This is a genomic window from Streptacidiphilus sp. PB12-B1b (assembly GCF_014084125.1).
GTDB lineage: Bacteria > Actinomycetota > Actinomycetes > Streptomycetales > Streptomycetaceae > Streptacidiphilus.
The window spans coordinates 6,556,565-6,571,911 of record NZ_CP048405.1 but is presented as its reverse complement, the minus strand read 5'-3'; the positions used below and the strand labels follow the sequence as shown (position 1 = coordinate 6,571,911).

The 15,347-nt window shown below is 72.1% G+C and carries 16 protein-coding genes; 14 read left to right on the top strand and 2 right to left on the bottom strand.

Going from position 1 to position 15,347, the window contains the following annotated elements:
• Positions 1-130 precede the first annotated feature (130 nt).
• Positions 131-1,522, bottom strand: a complete 1,392-nt coding sequence (locus GXW83_RS28600; protein ID WP_182445933.1) for a helix-turn-helix transcriptional regulator — start codon at positions 1,520-1,522, stop codon at positions 131-133.
• 199 nt (positions 1,523-1,721) lie between these two features.
• On the opposite strand from GXW83_RS28600, the gene GXW83_RS28595 reads away from it, so the two are divergent.
• On the top strand, positions 1,722-2,348 hold the full coding sequence (locus tag GXW83_RS28595; protein ID WP_182445932.1) for an HAD family phosphatase: 627 nt from the start codon (positions 1,722-1,724) through the stop codon (positions 2,346-2,348).
• Here the strand turns inward: GXW83_RS28595 and GXW83_RS28590 are convergent.
• A complete protein-coding gene (locus GXW83_RS28590; RefSeq protein ID WP_182445931.1) occupies positions 2,334-3,617 on the bottom strand; it encodes a helix-turn-helix transcriptional regulator in 1,284 nt (427 codons plus the stop codon). The genes GXW83_RS28595 and GXW83_RS28590 overlap by 15 nt on opposite strands.
• Positions 3,618-4,173: 556 nt before the next feature.
• Here GXW83_RS28590 and GXW83_RS28585 point away from each other — a divergent pair.
• The 13 genes from GXW83_RS28585 (at position 4,174) to GXW83_RS28525 (ending at position 15,345) form a co-directional block, all read left to right on the top strand.
• Positions 4,174-4,629, top strand: a complete 456-nt coding sequence (locus tag GXW83_RS28585) for an ATP-binding protein (RefSeq protein ID WP_182445930.1) — start codon at positions 4,174-4,176, stop codon at positions 4,627-4,629.
• Between the two features lie 82 nt (positions 4,630-4,711).
• Entirely contained in the window at positions 4,712-5,191 is a 480-nt protein-coding gene (locus tag GXW83_RS28580) for a hypothetical protein (protein WP_182445929.1), read from the top strand.
• Between the two features lie 162 nt (positions 5,192-5,353).
• Positions 5,354-5,542, top strand: a complete 189-nt coding sequence (locus GXW83_RS28575) for a DUF5999 family protein (protein ID WP_182445928.1) — start codon at positions 5,354-5,356, stop codon at positions 5,540-5,542.
• Positions 5,539-6,198: a hypothetical protein gene (locus GXW83_RS28570; protein WP_182445927.1), complete on the top strand. Its 660-nt coding sequence runs from the start codon at positions 5,539-5,541 to the stop codon at positions 6,196-6,198. Before GXW83_RS28575 ends, GXW83_RS28570 begins: the two co-directional genes overlap by 4 nt.
• Positions 6,195-6,920 (top strand): HAD family hydrolase, encoded by a 726-nt coding sequence (locus GXW83_RS28565; protein ID WP_182445926.1) that lies wholly within the window; start codon positions 6,195-6,197, stop codon positions 6,918-6,920. Before GXW83_RS28570 ends, GXW83_RS28565 begins: the two co-directional genes overlap by 4 nt.
• Entirely contained in the window at positions 6,890-8,728 is a 1,839-nt protein-coding gene (locus GXW83_RS28560; RefSeq protein WP_182445925.1) for a hypothetical protein, read from the top strand. The genes GXW83_RS28565 and GXW83_RS28560 overlap by 31 nt, the downstream gene beginning before the upstream one ends.
• A complete protein-coding gene (locus tag GXW83_RS28555) occupies positions 8,728-9,696 on the top strand; it encodes a thymidylate synthase (RefSeq protein ID WP_182445924.1) in 969 nt (322 codons plus the stop codon). Before GXW83_RS28560 ends, GXW83_RS28555 begins: the two co-directional genes overlap by 1 nt.
• Entirely contained in the window at positions 9,693-11,417 is a 1,725-nt protein-coding gene (locus GXW83_RS28550; protein WP_225447306.1) for a carbamoyltransferase C-terminal domain-containing protein, read from the top strand. Before GXW83_RS28555 ends, GXW83_RS28550 begins: the two co-directional genes overlap by 4 nt.
• Complete coding sequence (locus GXW83_RS28545) at positions 11,414-12,481, top strand: hypothetical protein (RefSeq protein ID WP_182445923.1); 1,068 nt, start codon at positions 11,414-11,416, stop codon at positions 12,479-12,481. The genes GXW83_RS28550 and GXW83_RS28545 overlap by 4 nt, the downstream gene beginning before the upstream one ends.
• Before the next feature lie 90 nt (positions 12,482-12,571).
• A complete protein-coding gene (locus GXW83_RS28540; protein WP_182445922.1) occupies positions 12,572-13,075 on the top strand; it encodes a topology modulation protein in 504 nt (167 codons plus the stop codon).
• Between the two features lie 34 nt (positions 13,076-13,109).
• A complete protein-coding gene (locus GXW83_RS28535; protein ID WP_182445921.1) occupies positions 13,110-13,868 on the top strand; it encodes a phosphotransferase in 759 nt (252 codons plus the stop codon).
• Entirely contained in the window at positions 13,865-14,509 is a 645-nt protein-coding gene (locus tag GXW83_RS28530) for a histidine phosphatase family protein (protein ID WP_182445920.1), read from the top strand. Before GXW83_RS28535 ends, GXW83_RS28530 begins: the two co-directional genes overlap by 4 nt.
• A complete protein-coding gene (locus tag GXW83_RS28525) occupies positions 14,506-15,345 on the top strand; it encodes an aminoglycoside phosphotransferase family protein (RefSeq protein ID WP_182445919.1) in 840 nt (279 codons plus the stop codon). Before GXW83_RS28530 ends, GXW83_RS28525 begins: the two co-directional genes overlap by 4 nt.
• Positions 15,346-15,347: the final 2 nt, after the last annotated feature.

Below are 15,347 nucleotides of genomic sequence, written 5' to 3'. Positions count from 1 at the left end.
CTTGGTCCGCGTGAGCTGGTCGAAGGCGTGCTGGTCCGAGGCGATGATCGCGGCGGGGGAGTCGCTGTCCGAGGGAGGGCTCGGGGGAAGGCGGCCGGGTGGTAGGCGAGATCGGGCATCGGGGTCCTCGTCATGTGGTGAGCAGGCCGGCGGCGGGGGAGGAACGCCAGGTGGTGAGGGCGGCGGCGTAGTCGTGTACTGCTGAGTGGGTGGACCACGGGGCAGCTGCCTGGTGAAGCTCTTGCGCTCGTTGTAGAACGGAGCGGATCGGAGTGGCCTCTCCTGCCCTGAGCGCTTGCCTGCCCAACTCCATGGCCCGGTCGACGTCGGGGGATTTCCCGACCAGGCAGGCGGTCGCCTGGTCGAGCCGGACCAGCGCCCGGCTCCAGGCTGAGTCGGAGGAGTCCACTAGGCCCTCGATCTGCGACGCGAGTTGGTTCACCTGTCCGGCGTCGCCGAGCGAGAGCCGGGCCGTGACGGCGTTGGCCAGCAGCCGGGCGTGTGAGTACGGCTCGTCGAGTGCGATGCAAGAGGTCAGGCCGCTGGGGAGTTCGTGCTGCGCGGCGAGGTCGAGGGCCTGCTGTATCGCCTTCTCTGCGCCGTATCGGTTGTGCAGCCGCCCAAGTGCCCGAGCCCGGCCGTTGACCAGGAGCCGGATGCTCTGAGCGCTGTCCGGCGAGCGTGCGATGCCAGCCGCCGCAATCGCGTCCGCCTGGGCGTAGCTGCCCGCGTAGTACAGGGCGAGCGACCGAGTGCCCGCCACCCAGACCGCGAGGTTCGTGTCGCCGATCTCGTTGGCAAGCGCTGCGGCTTCGACCGCATACGCCTGGCTGGTCAACAGAGGAGCACCCGCGTTGACGGCCATGTAGGCGAGCAGCGCTGAGACGCGCCCGGCCAGGTGAAGAATTTCGCGCCGGTCGTTGGCGCCGAGGCCGCGATCGGCGAGCAGTTGGTGGGAGAGCGCTCGGAGGCTCCGCGCTTCAGGGGCTAGCGCCTGGGGGCCGCGGGCCTCGTAGGACTCGACCAGGGCGATGATCGAGGAGTCCAGGATCTCCGCGGCACCCATGACGGTTGCACCGGTCAGGGCACGTACCTGGGAGAAGACCTGTTGAGGATCATCCCAGCCACCCTCTGGCGGAGATGCAGCGAAGGCATGGGCCTCCAAGGTCGCCTCCCTGGTCGGCTGCTTACCGTCCAGCTTGCCGCGAGGCCGGGGAGGCGGGCTGACGATTCTCCGTCTGTCCGCTTCGATTCTCCGTTTGTCCGCTTCGGCCTTGGCGAAGGGCCGGAACCGGGCCAGAACGCCGCCGGTGCGCAGTTCCTGGTCCATCTTGGCGGCGTGCTCGGCTGAGAGCAGTCGGTCGCCCTTCTCGATCTTCTCGACGGCGTCTGCACTGAGGCCGACTAAATCCCCCAGTTGCTTCGGGGTCAGGCCGCGCAGCTCGCGCCAGTACCTGATCTCGGCGCCGAACCAGTCCACCGCCGACCGGTTGGGTTGAAGCGGTCGTCTCGGCTGCGGCACGATCCCCGTCCTTCGTATGCAGGCTGAGGCGCCAGAGCCGACTGGTCAGCAGCCTCGACACCATTAGACCGTGCTGGCGGGAGGCAGGGAGCCACTTCGGACTTATGCGATCGGGTCCAATCCCCACCACGCAATGAGGGTCTCGGTGAGACGCACCAGAGAGCGGTTGGCAGTTGCTGCGCCTGGATAGGCTTGCAGGATGGCGACGGCTTCAAGGTTCCGCGGTGTGGTCTTCGACTTCTTCGGGGTCCTGACCTTCAACATGGTTGAGGTGATCTCGGGGTTCGAGGACCGGGAGAAGATCCGGCGGGGCACCTTCCTGCGGGCCTGGGCAGATCCGCTGGGGCAGGAGCTGTTCCGCCGCCTGGAGCTGGGAGAGATCAGCCAGGCGGACTGGAATTCCGGGTTCGCTGCCCTGATGGGGGTGCCCTCGGAGAACCTCCTCGCCCGGTATCTGCACGACGCGTTCCCTGCCCACCTCGTCCTGAAGGTGGCGAAGGAGGCCCGCGCCGCGGGGGTGAGGACGGCCGTGGTGTCGAACAGCCTTGGCCGGCAGCCGTACGACCCGTACGCAGGCTTCGACCTCACCGGCACCTTCGACGAGGTCGTTCTCTCGGCAGAGCATGGAGTACGGAAGCCGGATGCGGCGATCTTCCAGCTGGTCCTCGACAAGCTCGGCCTGGACGCCGAGGAGTGCCTGTTCGTTGACGACAGCGAGGAGAACCTCGTGGCAGCGCAGCGTCTAGGCTTCAGCACCCTGCACGCCCTGGACGAGCGAGTCGCCGCCGCGCAGCTCCGGGCCGCCCTCGGGCTACCCGATCTCTAGGAACTCGCGCACTCCTCGGTGCCCGGCGTGGGCGGCGAGCAGGGAGCGCAGGCCGGCGAGTTCGGAGGCCGAACGGGCGGAGTCCACGACCCCGAGGCACCGGGCGGCGTGCCGGGCGCTGGCGACGGCGGCGTCCAGGTCGTGCCTGGCGAGGTGGGCCTCGGCCGCGCGGGCGAGGTAGATCGCGTGGCTGCGCGGGTACTCGTCGTCCCCGGGGTAGGCGGCGCCCATGGCCGCTTCGAAGCAGCGCAGTGCCTCGTCGGGGTCGCCGAGCTGTAGTGCGGAGGAGCCGGCGATCATCTCGATCTCGCCGTAGTCGACCCAGTACAGGGTCTTGGGATCGTCGTCGTGGACTCCCCGGTCCAGGGCTGCTCGGGCGATGGCGAGCTGGCGGGCGCACTCCTTGCCTTCGCCGGCCTTCGACAGGGCACGGGCGGTGCGGGCGGCGAGCATGGCCTCCATCCGCGGGGTGGCTGTGTGCTTGACCTTCTCCCGAGCGGTCTCCAGCAGCGAGACGGCGCGCTGTGCCTGGTGCGGGGTGGAGTAGCACTGGATGGCGGCGAAGGAGAGCGCGTAGGCGCCGCTGAGCGGGTCGCCGGCGATGGCGGAGGCGCGCAGGGAGCCGTCGAAGTACCGCTGGGCCGTGCCGGGTCGGCCCTGGTCGAACGCGCTCCACGCCACCTGGCGTGCCGCCTCTGCGGCCATGCTGAACAACCGGTCCAGGGAGGTGCCGGAGTAGCGGCCCGTCTTGATCAGAGTGACGGCGTAGAGGAGTTCTCCGCGCGCGAGCCGGTGGACTTCTCCGCTGCCGAGTTCGTCGTCCAGACGGCGGAGATCATCCAGGCGTCCCTCGATCCGTGCGAGCTGCGCGGGATCGTCCGACGGGGATGGGAGCGGCGTGCCCGTGGCGAGGGCCTTCTCCCAGTTGACCGCTGACAGCGATAGTGCGATCCCGGATGTGAGGAAGCTCCGACGGTCCACATTGCTCCCGTTCACCAAGTCGGTCAGTACGGCGATGCCTCCGTCCCTGTTCCACGCCGTTTCCTTCGCGCTGGCGGCGGGCGTCGCCGCCAGCTCGGCGGCGAAAGTGCCGCCGGTGTGGAGGACGCGGTCGTAGGCGGCCACCACTTCCGGTGTGATCTTCCTGTTCCCGTTCTCCACGTTGCGCAGGTACGGCGCGGCGAAGCCGGCTTCGCGGGCGAAGGCCGACCAGGGCAGGCCCGAGGCCCGTCGGCGGTCGCGCATATCCTCGCGCAGTTGATCAGGCACAGGCGCCCTCCTCCAGCCATGGGATCGGTCCTGGATCGCCCTAAGTCATTGTTCCCCGGCCGGTACCGGTGTGTGATCGGTTCAAGCCAGAACGTGCAGGAACGCGGCCGAAGGCCGCAGCCGACACAACCGAGGGGGCCGACCCATGGGATTCGCCTGCGGCCCTTCGGTGGTGATGCGGCTGCTGCTCAGCGGCACTCGGCACACGGTGAGGCGCCAGCGTGCCATTCCGGGTGCTGTCCGCTTCGCACTGGCTCCTGTCCGCTTCCAGCGCGAGCCCGATGCGGGTTTCCGCTGGTGGCGCGGGTCTGGCCGTGCGCCGCCTAGCTGCTGAAGCGGACTGCTCGATCCGTCCGCTTGGGTACCGCCACTTTCGGCCTCGCCAGGCGCTTAATGAGACGGAGCCGCTGGCGGAGCCTTCCCGGCCCCAGCATCGGCAACCCCGGAGAGGAGGAGCGAAGTGGGGACATCCACAGCACTACTTGTCGAGAACATGACCATTGCGGCGAGTCGGCCACCGTCACTGCCTATCCGCGACCACCAGCATCTGAGGCTGGTGGCCAACGAGACGGCCCCGCGCCTCACCCGGGCGCTGGCGGATCAGGCCCTCCAGCACTGGGGGGTGCCGCGCAGTGTCCGGCCGGATGTGCGCCTGGTGGTCATGGAATTGGTGACGAACGTCCTCCGGCATGCCAAGGGCGAGGCGGACCGCATCCCAGTGTTCGACATCGCGCTCGACCTGCTTGCCGATTCCACAGACGACGCCGTGGTGCGGGTGCTGGTGTTCGACGCGAGTGCGCAGATGCCGATCCGCCGGACGCCCGCACCCGGCGCGGAGGACAGCCGGGGGTTGCTCGTGGTGAGCGGCTTGACCAGGGACTGGGGCGCCTTCCCACTGCCCGTTGCCGGTAAGGCGGTTTGGGCGGACATCGCTGTGGCCGCCGAGCCGCCGAGGAGCGGCACGGACGTCCGGATCGTGGCCCGGGTGCTCGGGGCGGTGAGGGACCTGTGACCGAACTCGCGGCGCGCACGGCGACCAGGTTCCCCGAGGCCGGCGGCTTACCTACGTGCAACTCCGCTGGAGGAGAACGGTGATGATGCAGATCCAGACGTGGTTCTTCCCCGCCGACCGGACGAGCAGGCAGATCTCCGATGCGGTCGACCGCCAACTGCTGCAATGGGGAGCCGCGCTGACCGTGGAGCAGATGGAACGCCTCGCCGTGGTGATCGCGCTCCTTCGTCGCGCGGTCGTGGTGGGCGCGCGCTTCGTTCAGATCGAGGTCACCGTCTCCTTGAATGCGGGCAACGCCGTCACCGTGGAGATGGTGGACCGCGCCGGTAACGAGCTGCTTTCCCAGCTGCTGGCGTCCCTCGACAGCAACACGTGCCGGTGGGGGATGGAGTCGAGGCCGAACGGTCCCGGCCGCGTGCTCTGGGCGGCCGTCGAGCTGCGCGGACCGTCACGCGTCTCCGAAGCCGCGGTGCGACTGGCCCGCACCAGCCGCGGGCGGGCGCTGCGCAGAGCGCTGCCCGCCCCGCTGGAGCGCACCGCGCGGCGCTGGCTTGCCGCTTGAACTTCCCCGCGGCCGGTGAGATCTGCTCCCGGCCGCGGGGAGCTGCACCTCGGTCGGCCCCGAACTTCTGTCCTGGGCTCCCCCAGCCCGATCCGGGGCCGGCCGAGCACCCCCTGTCCGGGCCAGCTTCCGCCCGCCTCCTCACGTCCTCGGAGTCTGATGATGTGCCAGCACAAGACTGATTGCCCGTCGGCCGGAAGCCCCGACCAGCAGGCCGCCATCGCGGTCGCCAGCTACCCCGAGCAGGGGTGGGCGCTGCTGTGCAACGGGGTCCTGGTCTTCGAGGACACCGGCGCGGTACTGCCCGACGGACGCTGCCTGGACCCGGTCGGCCGCGGGGCTGCGGGATGAGCAGCAAGCCGACTGCGGTGCCGTTCATCACCGCCCGTGCGGGCGAGGACCCCAGCTGTGCACGCCTCGTGGCGCTTTCGGCGGGGCGCGGCATCGGCTACCAGGACGAGCGCCCGGAGGACCGCGACGAGCGAGGCGTGCTCTGGGGCCGCGTCCCTCAACTGCCGGTAGGCCGCCCGCGCTGGAAGGACGTACACCCCCAGCGCCAGCGGATCTGCATGGAGCGACTGCTGTGCCAGGTGTGCACAAGGCCGGCCGACCACAACCACCAGGGCTGGCTCTTCCTGCGCGGGTCCTTCGAGAACACGGTCAGCGAAGGGGTTCTGACCGCGCAGCCGCCCCTGTGCCTGGCCCACGCGCTGCTCTCCGCAGAGCAGTGCCGCTACCTGGCCGACGGCTTCCAGGCGATGCGGGTACAGCACCCGCTGCTGTTCGGAGTACTGGGGACCTCCTACATCCTCGACCGCTTCGCTGAGCCGATGGCGCTGCCGCCGGGCGATCCCGTCCCGTACACGCACCCGCGAGTGCCATGGGTGCTGGCCAGCCAACTGGTCCGTTGCCTGCTCGGCGTCACCGACGTCGACCTGGAGCAGGAGTCCGCCCGCCCTCGCGTAGGGCTTCGCCACCCGGGTGCCGCAGAAGGAGCCCTCTCATGATCGACGCCACGAACATCCGCGTCACCATACCGACGGCTCGGCACGGCGACGGCCGACCAGTGAGCTGCCCGATCCCCGGTGCCAAGGTGCTGCTCCTGGACCTGGACGGCACCCTGGTGGACACCCTGCCGGTCATGCAAAGAGCCTGGTCGGCAGTACAGCAACGGCACGGCGTCGCAGTGCCCTTCGCGCACTACCGCCAGCACCTGGGACGCCCGTTCGAGGAGATCCTCGACCTGCTGGAGGTCGGGCCGGCACCGGAGATCCACGCCACCTACGACGAGGCCGCCCTGGAGAACGCGGAGCTGGCCACCGTCTTCGACGGCGTGGAGGAGGTGCTGCGGGCTTTCGCCTCGGCGGGGTGGGTGCTGGGGGTGGTGACGTCCAAGCCGCTCCACCGGGCCGTGCCGCTGCTGGGGCGGCTCGGCACGCCGTTCGCCGTGGTGCGGGCGCTGGGGGACGGGCGCGGCAAGCCGGCCCCTGATCCACTTCTGCGTGCGGTGCTGGAGCTGGGGGTCGACCCCGCCCAGGCGGTGTACGTCGGGGACATGGCGGTGGACCAGGAGGCAGCCGAGCGGGCGGGGATGCACTTCGTCCTGGCGGCCTGGGGCTACGGCGATCCGGGGGCGGTCCCGCCGCTGACCGCGCGCACTCCGGCCGACCTGCTGCACCTGCTGGAGCAGGCGGCCCCGTGCCCGACGGCCGCGGGGAGGCCGAGGTGAGCGCGGCGAGCGAGCTGTTCTGGCTCGGCGAAGCCGGTCATTCGGCGGGGCGTTGGGTGCTGGCCCGCCCGGGGGTCAGCCGGCGCAGGGGGGCAGTGAGCACGGCGGCGCTGGAGCAGCGCGGGGTGGACCGGGCGCTGGTGCGGCAGGTGACCGCCGACCTGATGGGCCGCATGGAGGCGACGGGCGCGCAGTGGCGCACTCCGGGCGGGGTGGGCTGGCTGGACGTGCACCATGTGCCGGTGCGGCGACTGATCGCCCAAGTGGTCCGCAAGCTGTTGCAGTTGGGGACGCACCCGGCGTTCGCGGCGGTCCCGGGGGCCATACGGCCGGTCGCCGGGGAGGCGCTGGTGACGACCCGGCGCGGCAGCGCGCGCGAGTACCGGTACTACACCGTCACCTGGTCCGCCGTGGCCTACCTGCTGGGGGGTTCGCTCCACCGGAACCACGCCTACGACGTCGGCCTGTCGAGATCCGACGCCATCGTCCCGGCGAGCAGCCCGGCGCAGGAGCGGGCAGCGGGGCCGGCGGAGGTGGTGGGTGTCTCGTGGTCGTCGCGTCACGCGGCGACGCTGGAGCCGGTGCTCGCCGAGGTGCGCCGCCGCGGCCACAGCACGGTGCTGCTGGACCTGGCGAGCGACCCGGCCCAGCAGGTCCGGGCCGAGGCCGCTGGGCGAGTAGCGGCGGTGCCGGGTTGGAGGCTTCGACTGCACGGCGGGCCTGATGCCTGCCCCGAGGCGCCGACGGCCTGGGGCCGGGTTGCGACGGTGGCCGGCGTGCAGGTGTCGCTGGAGCGCCTGGAGTTCCTGGCGTCGCTGGTGGTCGGGCTGAGCGCCGGGTGCACGCAGCCGTCCTGGCGCGCGAGCGGTGAGGTCGAGGGCTGGCTGGAGCAGCAGCTCGCCGCCGCTAAGCCATCGGCGGTGGTCGTCGCCAGCGACATCAACCCGTTGGGTGTGCTGGCTGTCCGGGCCGCCGAGCGTGCCGGGGTGGCGGCGTTCAATGTCCAGCATGGCGCGTGGCTGCCCGGCAGCGTCTCGCGGCCGGCGCTGCTGGCCCGCTACCAGGTGGTGATGGGCGAGCGCGACGCCGTCCTCGCCAGGCAGTGGGTGGAGCGCCCGGACGCCGAGGTGAACGTCCTGGGCCAGCCGCGGTTCGACTCCTTGTCCGGAGCCGACCGCGAGGGGCAGCGGGCCTACCTCCTGGAGCTGCTGCTGAGGGCGGGCTGGTTCGGGGTGCGGAGGGTGCTGATGTTCGCCGCGCAACCGGTCTCCCCGGGCCAGCTCCGGGAGCAGATCCAGGTGCTGGCGTCCGGTGTGCGGGCCGCGGGCGGCGGCTGGGGGCTGGTGGTGGCCCCGCATCCGGCGCAGGACGCGGACCTGGTGGAGCTTGCCGCCGCGGCCGGAGGGGTGCCGCTGGCGGTCGCGGACGCGGAGATCGGGGCGCGCGGCTGCCTGGCCGGCGCGGACGCGGTGGCCACGCTCGCCTCCACCTGCGGCCTGGAAGCGGTGCTGCTGAACCTCCCGGTGCTGGAACTCGCGTTGCCCGGGGCGGAAACCCTCGCCCTGGCCGAACAGGGCGCTGCCACGGCCTGCTCCACCGCGCAGCAGGTCACGGCCGCGCTGAACGCCGTCGAAGGCGGTGCGGGTGGTCCTGGCCGGGAAGCGCGCGAGGCGGTGTGCCGCTGGAGCGGCACCAGCGCCGCCGACATCGCCGAACTGATCATCGACCGCGCAACCCCCGGGGCGGCGACCACCGCCCCGGGCGAGTGCAGCCCGCACGCGCGGGCTGCGGAAGGAGTCCGTCCCTGATGACCACGATGACCGCGGAGAGCGTCGCCGACCTGTTCGAGCAGGCGATCACCCTCTCCCAAGACGGCGACAAGGCCAGCCCGCGCGGCCTGCCCACCCGCGAGGCCCTGGGCGTGACGCTGCGGCTGACCCGGCCGCGCGCACGCCTGCTGCTGCCCGCCGCCGCAGGCGGCCGGGTCCTGAACACCGCGTTCGCCGCCGCCGAGTGCGTGTGGATTCTGTCCGGGTCGAACGACCCGTGGATCTACGACTACAACTCCCGTCTGCGCCAGTACGCCGACGAGGGGGTGCTGCGCGGCGCCTACGGTCCGCGGCTGCGCTCCTGGCGCGGTGAGGTCGACCAGCTCGAACACGTGGTGGAGCTGCTGCGCCGAGACCCCGACTCGCGCCAGGCCGTGATCCAGCTCTACGACCCGCAGGCCGACGCGCCCGGACACAAGGACATCCCCTGCACCCTGGGCTGGCGCTTCCAGTTGCGCCAGGGGCGGCTGCACATGGCCACCACCATGCGCAGCCAGGACGTCTGGACCGGGCTGCCGTACGACTTGTTTACCTTCACCGTGCTGCACGAGCTGGTGGCAGGCTGGCTCGGCGTGGAGCTGGGCGAGTACCGGCACCACGTGGACTCGCTGCACCTGTACGAGACCGATCTGGACCTGGCCGATGCCGCGCTGGGCAAGGTGGCCAGCCCGGAGATGGACTCGCTGGCCACCCCGTGGTCCGGCTTCGACGCGATGCTGGACCGAGTCCGCGGCTTCGAGCCCACCGTCCACCCGGCCTGGGACTCCTTCACCGCCGTGATGGCCGGCTACCGCTGCTGGAAGGAGGGCCGGTACGACAAGGCCCGCACCTTCGCCGCGCTGGCCACCGGGCCGATGCGGCAGGGGCTGGAGGCGTGGTTCGAGGAGCTGGAGCACCGCCGACACCGCGGCACCCAGTCGGCGACCGCCGGGGCGGTGACGCGGTGAAGCCCCCGAACGTGGTCCTGGGCCTGTGCTCCTTCACCCACGACTCCTCCGCCGCGCTGCTGGTCGACGGGCACCTGGTCGGGTTCGTGGAGGAGGAGCGGCTGGTCGAGCGCAAGCACACCAAGGAGTTCCCGCAGCGCGCCGTCGAGTGGCTGCTGGCCGAGGCCGGCCTGACGGCGGGCGAGGTGACGGCGGTCGGCTACAACTTCCGCCCCGGCGACTACCTGGCCGAACTGCCCCGGACCTTGGCCATGGCCGCCGACCCGGTGCGCCGGGACCGGGCGGTGGCGCGGGCCGCCGGGTTCGCCAAAGTCGCCGCCCGCACCCGCTACCGGCTGAGGGAGATCGGGCAGCGGTTCCCGGCCGCGCGGGTGGTGGCGGTCAAGCACCACCGGGCACACCAGTTGGCGGCGTTCACCGCCTCCGGCTGGTCGGAGTCGGCGGTGCTGGTGGTGGACAGCCTGGGCGAGCGACAGACCACCACCATCGCCCACGCCCGCAACGCCAAACAGCCCAGGTTGCGCCAGGTGCAGGCGGTCGACGACCCCGCCTCGCTGGGCTACGTCTACGGCGCGGTCACCGAGCACCTGGGCTGGCGGCGCGGCGACGAGGAGGGCACCGTGATGGCCCTGGCGGCGCTCGGCGACCCCGCCCGCTTCCGCTCCCTGTTCGCGCAGGCGGTGCCGCTGACCGACACCGGCTTCGCCGTGGACCCGGCGCTGTTCCCGGTGCGCGTGCTCACCTCCGGCTGGTCGCGGACCTCGCCGGCGTTCCGGCAGGCCACCTGCACCCCTCGCCGCGACCGGGAGCCGATCGAGCAGGTCCACCAGGACCTGGCCGCTGCCCTCCAGGAGCGCACCGAGCAGGTGATGCTCCACCTGGCCCACCGGGCGAAGGAGCTGACCGGGTCGCGCAGGCTGTGCCTGGGCGGCGGGGTGGCCACCAACTGCGTAGCCGTGGGCCGGATCATCGACTCCGGCCTGTTCGAGGAGGTGTTCGTGCCGCCCGCCCCGGGCGACGCCGGCACCGCCCTCGGCGCTGCGGCAGCCGTCCACACCCGTGTGGACACCGCGCACCCGCTGACCGGGATTCACGGTGCCTGCTACCTCGGCCCCTCCTACGGCGAGCAGGACATCGACCAGGCCCTGGCCGCCCACCCGCTGCTGGACGGCAAGGCCCTGGAGGAGGGCGACCTCGCCCGGTTCCTGGCAGAGCGACTGGCCGCCGGGATGGTGATCGGGGTCTTCCGGGGCCGGGTCGAGGCCGGGCCGCGGGCGCTGGGCAACCGCTCCATCCTGGCCTCGCCGCTGCTGCCGAACGTGGTGGAGCGGCTGAACAAGGTGGTCAAGTTCCGCGAGCCGTTCCGCCCGTTCGCGCCGATGGTCACCGCCGAGCGCGCCGAGGAGTTCTTCGCGCTGGGCCAGCAGGCGCCGTTCATGTCGATGGCCGCCCGAGCCACGCAGGCCGCCCGCACCCTGGTGCCCGCCGTCGTCCACGCCAACGGCACCGCCCGCCTCCAGACCGTCACCGCGGACCAGAACCCCTTCATCCACGCGCTGCTGGAAGCGTTCGCCGAGATCACCGGCGTGCCGGTGCTGATCAACACCTCGCTCAACATCAAGGGCAAGCCGATGTGCGGCACCCCGCAGATGGCCCTGAACTGCCTGACCGAGTCCGGCCTGGACGCGCTGCTGCTCGAAGACCGGTGGGTGGTCCGATGAGGATCGGATACAGCTGCTGGGGCTTCCTGGGCAACGGCATCACCGACACCCCCGACGGCGGACGCAGCCACCGCCGCCCCCTCCTCGACGCCCTCGCCGGCCACGGCCACGACCTGGTGCTGCTCCAGGCCGACCGCGACCGCGCCGAGGCCCACGACCCCGCGCCCGGGGAGGCGTTCCGCTTTGACCCGGCCGGGTTCCCGGCGCTGGACGCGCTGGTGCTGGAGTGGCGCTGGCCGATCCCCGGCCGCAACACCACCGTGTGCGGTTCGCCGGGCCACACCTGCGACCTGCAACGGCAGGACGACCTCCTCGCCCACTACACCGCCGACCGACAACTGCCCACCATCATCTGGGACAAGGACCGCAAGCTGCCCGCCGACAGCCACTGGCGCCGGGCACGGGCCGTCACCGTCTGCGAAGCCTCCCTGACCGTGACCCCCGGCGCGCACCGCCTCCTCTTCCCCGCCGACGACCGTCTGCTGGACGCCGCCGACCCGCAGGCCCTGGCAGCCCTGCCGCGCCCCATCACCCTGACCTACGCCGGAAACCAGTACGAGCGCGACGCCGCGTTCTCCCGCTACTTCGCGCCCGCCGCGGCCGACGTCCACCACCAGGTCGCCGGGAAGTGGACCGACACCGACCGCTGGCCCGGCCTGCGCTTCACCGGCCGAATGCCGTTCAGCGAGGTCGACTCCCTGCACCGGCGCTCGCTGGCCACCGTGCTGCTGCTGCCCGAGCGCTACGCCACGGCCGGGCAGATGACGCAGCGGATCTTCGAGGCGGTGCTGGCCGGCTGCCTTCCGCTGGCCCCGGCGGACATCTCCGGCGCGCACCTGTTCGTGCCCCGCCCGCTGATCGTCCACTCCGGCGCCCACGTGCGGGACAAGCTGGCGTGGCTGCGAAAGATCGAAGGCACCGACGAGCACGCCGAGCTGATCAGCGCCTGCCTGGACCGGCTGGAGCTGTTCCGCCTGAGCACCCAGGCCGCCACCCTCGACCGGCTGCTGCGCCGGCCCGCCGGGAGCGCCGCCACACCGAGCCTTTGGCGGGTGACGGCATGAGGCCCCCGAACCAGCAGGCTCCGACCGCAGTTGTGCACAACGGGGCGAGCAGCCCTGCCGCCCCGTCCCACCCCGCTACCGTGGAGAATCGTGAACAAGGTCTCGATCGTCGGCTGCTCCGGCTCCGGCAAGTCCCACCTCGCCCGGCTGCTCGCCGAACGGCTGAACGCGCCGGTCACGCACCTGGACGCGGTGTTCTACGACGACGACTGGAACGAGCTGCCGAAGGAGAAGTTCGCCCAGCGGCAGCAGGAGCTGGTCGCCCAGCCGCGCTGGGTGATCGACGGGAACTACAACTCCACCCTGCCGATCCGGCTCGCGGCCTGCGACACCGTGGTGCTGATGGACGTCTCCACCCTGGCGTGCCTGCGCGGCCTGCTCGGACGCCAGCTCCGCCACGGCAGCGGCCACAAGGGCAACGGGGTGCACAACCGCATCCACTGGGGGCTGATCAAGTACGTCCTGGGCTACCGCCGCAGCATGCGGCCCCGGGTACTGGCCAAGGTCCACGAGCACGCGCCGCACGCTCAGGTGGTGGTGCTGACCAGCCGCCGAGGCGCCCAGCGCTGGCTGGCCCAGGTCACCCCCGGCTGACCCTTCGCCCTGCCGCCGGGACAGAGGCGGGCCGGTGAACCAGGTGCCGTTCACCAAGCAGTACACCAGCAGGGCACAGCGCGAGACGGCGGTGCGCAACTACTTCTGGCTCTGGAAGAAGGCCCCGGAGCTGGGGCTGCCTCTGCTGCTGGACGTACGTAACACCAGCCTGGACTTCGAGCCCCTGCCAGGGCGTCACGCGCACCCCAGCGACCTGCCGCAGTTGGCCGCCCTGCTCGGCGGCGTTCACGGCCGGGCGTGGGCGGTCGAGCTGCGCGGCGCCCGACTCGACCAGCCCTGGCGGGCCGGTGACAGCCGGATGCCGGACTACCTCCACACCCGGCAGGAGGCGCTGCGCCGCCGGGCCGAGAGCGGGTACCTGCCCGCCGACGGCTCGCTGCTGCGGCTCCTGCGCACGCTGGAGGCCACCGCCACCGGACCGGCGGCGTTCTACAAGGACAGCAACCCCCGCAACTTCCTGCTGACCGCCGCCGGCGAGGTGCGCACCGTCGACTTCGACGACCTCACCCTGGCCCCCTTCGGCTACGACCTGGCCAAGCTGCTGCACACCCTCGCCCTGGCCCACGGCCGCCTGTCCCCCGCACGCCTCCACGCCGCCCGCGACGCCTACAACGCCGCCGCCAGCCGCTACGGCCCGGGACTGACCGTGAGCGGGGACGCCCTGGTCGGACACCTGCAACTGCACCAAGCCCTCACCGCGCCGTACCACGACCGCCCCCACTACCCGTATGCGCCGCGTCCGGCGCAGCCCGCCTCCGGGAGTACCCCGTGATCGAGACCGAACTCGTCCTGCTGCGCCACGGCCAGGCCCAGTGCAACCGCGACGGCGTCGTCGGCGGCCCGCTCACCTGCACCGGCCTGACCGACCAGGGCACCGCCCAGGTCGAACGCGCCGCGCGCCGCCTGGCCGCCGAACACGCCGAGCGCCCGTTCGACGTCCTGCTGGCCGGCCCGCGCCTGCGGCTGCGCCAGACCGGGCAGATCCTCGCGGGCGCGCTCAAGCTGCCGCTGACGGTGGAGCCGGTCCTGGACGGCCCGGTGCACGGCGCCGCCGACGGCCAGCCCTGGCGCACCGTCAAGGACCAGCACGGCGGCGGCCCCCACGCCCGCCCCGACCAGCCCTGGGCCGAGGGCTCCGACACCTGGAACGGCTACCTCCACCGCGCCGGCCTCGCCTTCGACCAGCTCATCGAGCAGCACCGTGCCAAGCGCGTCCTGCTGGCGGTCCACGGCGAGAGCGTCCAGGCCCTGCACACCCTGCTCCTCGGCCCGGTCGACCAGGCTGCGGTCGGCTTCACCGTCGACCACGCCTCCCTCACCCGCTGGCAGCACCACCGCAACACCCGCGGCCAGCGGCGCTGGCTGCTGGAGCGGCACAACGACACCGCCCACCTTGGGGAGGCGCAGCCGTGACCACCTCGCTGACCGACCCCCGCCTGGAACTGGCCCGCATCGTCGCCGGCGAGGTCACCGTCCACCCCGACCCGCGCCTGCCCGAGCGCATCCTGCACCTGACCGACGCCCAGGGCCGGGGCTTCTACGCCAAGCAGCACCAGCAGCCCGGACGCTTCGCCCAGGAACTGCGCGCCTACACCAGCTGGTCGCACCACGTCGGCGCGAAAGTCCCCGCCCTGGTGGCCCACCACGAGGCGAGCCGCACCCTGCTCCTGAGCGAAGTACCCGGCACCCCTGTCACCGCCCTGCCCCTGGACCACCCGGACCAGCCCCGGATCTACGAGGCGGCCGGCACTGCCCTTCGCGCCCTGCACGCCGCCACCCTGACCCCGCTGACGTCCGAACTCGGCCGACAGCTCGCGCTCAGGCTCACCGGCTGGGCCGACCGCGCCCACCATGCCGGCCTGACCAGCGCCGCCAGCCGCGCGTTCCTGCACGCCGCCGCAGCCGACCTGGCCGAGGCCGAACTCGAAGCTGCTGCCTGCCACTTGGACTACCAGCCCCGCAACTGGTGCTGGTCAGCGACCACCGGACTGGCCGTCGTCGACTTCGAGCACATGCGACCCGACGCCCGCCTGCGCGACCTCGCCCGCCTGCACCACCGGCACTGGCCCACCTCCCCGCACCTGCGCGACGCCTTCCACCGCGGCTACGGCACACCCACCGCCGCCGAGAGCGCCGTCCTGCACACCTTCGGCGCCTACGAGGCCGCCACCGCCCTGGTCCGCGGACACGAGAGTGGCGACCAGACCCTCCACCACTACGGCACCGCCCTGCTCGACCGCCTCATGTGACC

What these genes read in the sequence shown, in the direction of transcription:
- GXW83_RS28555 (WP_182445924.1), top strand. Translation starts at nt 8,728, where the DNA reads ATGACCACGATGACCGCGGAGAGCGTCGCCGACCTGTTCGAGCAGGCG.
- GXW83_RS28575 (WP_182445928.1), top strand. Translation starts at nt 5,354, where the DNA reads ATGTGCCAGCACAAGACTGATTGCCCGTCGGCCGGAAGCCCCGACCAG.
- GXW83_RS28580 (WP_182445929.1), top strand. Translation starts at nt 4,712, where the DNA reads ATGATGCAGATCCAGACGTGGTTCTTCCCCGCCGACCGGACGAGCAGG.
- GXW83_RS28595 (WP_182445932.1), top strand. Translation starts at nt 1,722, where the DNA reads ATGGCGACGGCTTCAAGGTTCCGCGGTGTGGTCTTCGACTTCTTCGGG.
- GXW83_RS28545 (WP_182445923.1), top strand. Translation starts at nt 11,414, where the DNA reads ATGAGGATCGGATACAGCTGCTGGGGCTTCCTGGGCAACGGCATCACC.
- GXW83_RS28570 (WP_182445927.1), top strand. Translation starts at nt 5,539, where the DNA reads ATGAGCAGCAAGCCGACTGCGGTGCCGTTCATCACCGCCCGTGCGGGC.
- GXW83_RS28565 (WP_182445926.1), top strand. Translation starts at nt 6,195, where the DNA reads ATGATCGACGCCACGAACATCCGCGTCACCATACCGACGGCTCGGCAC.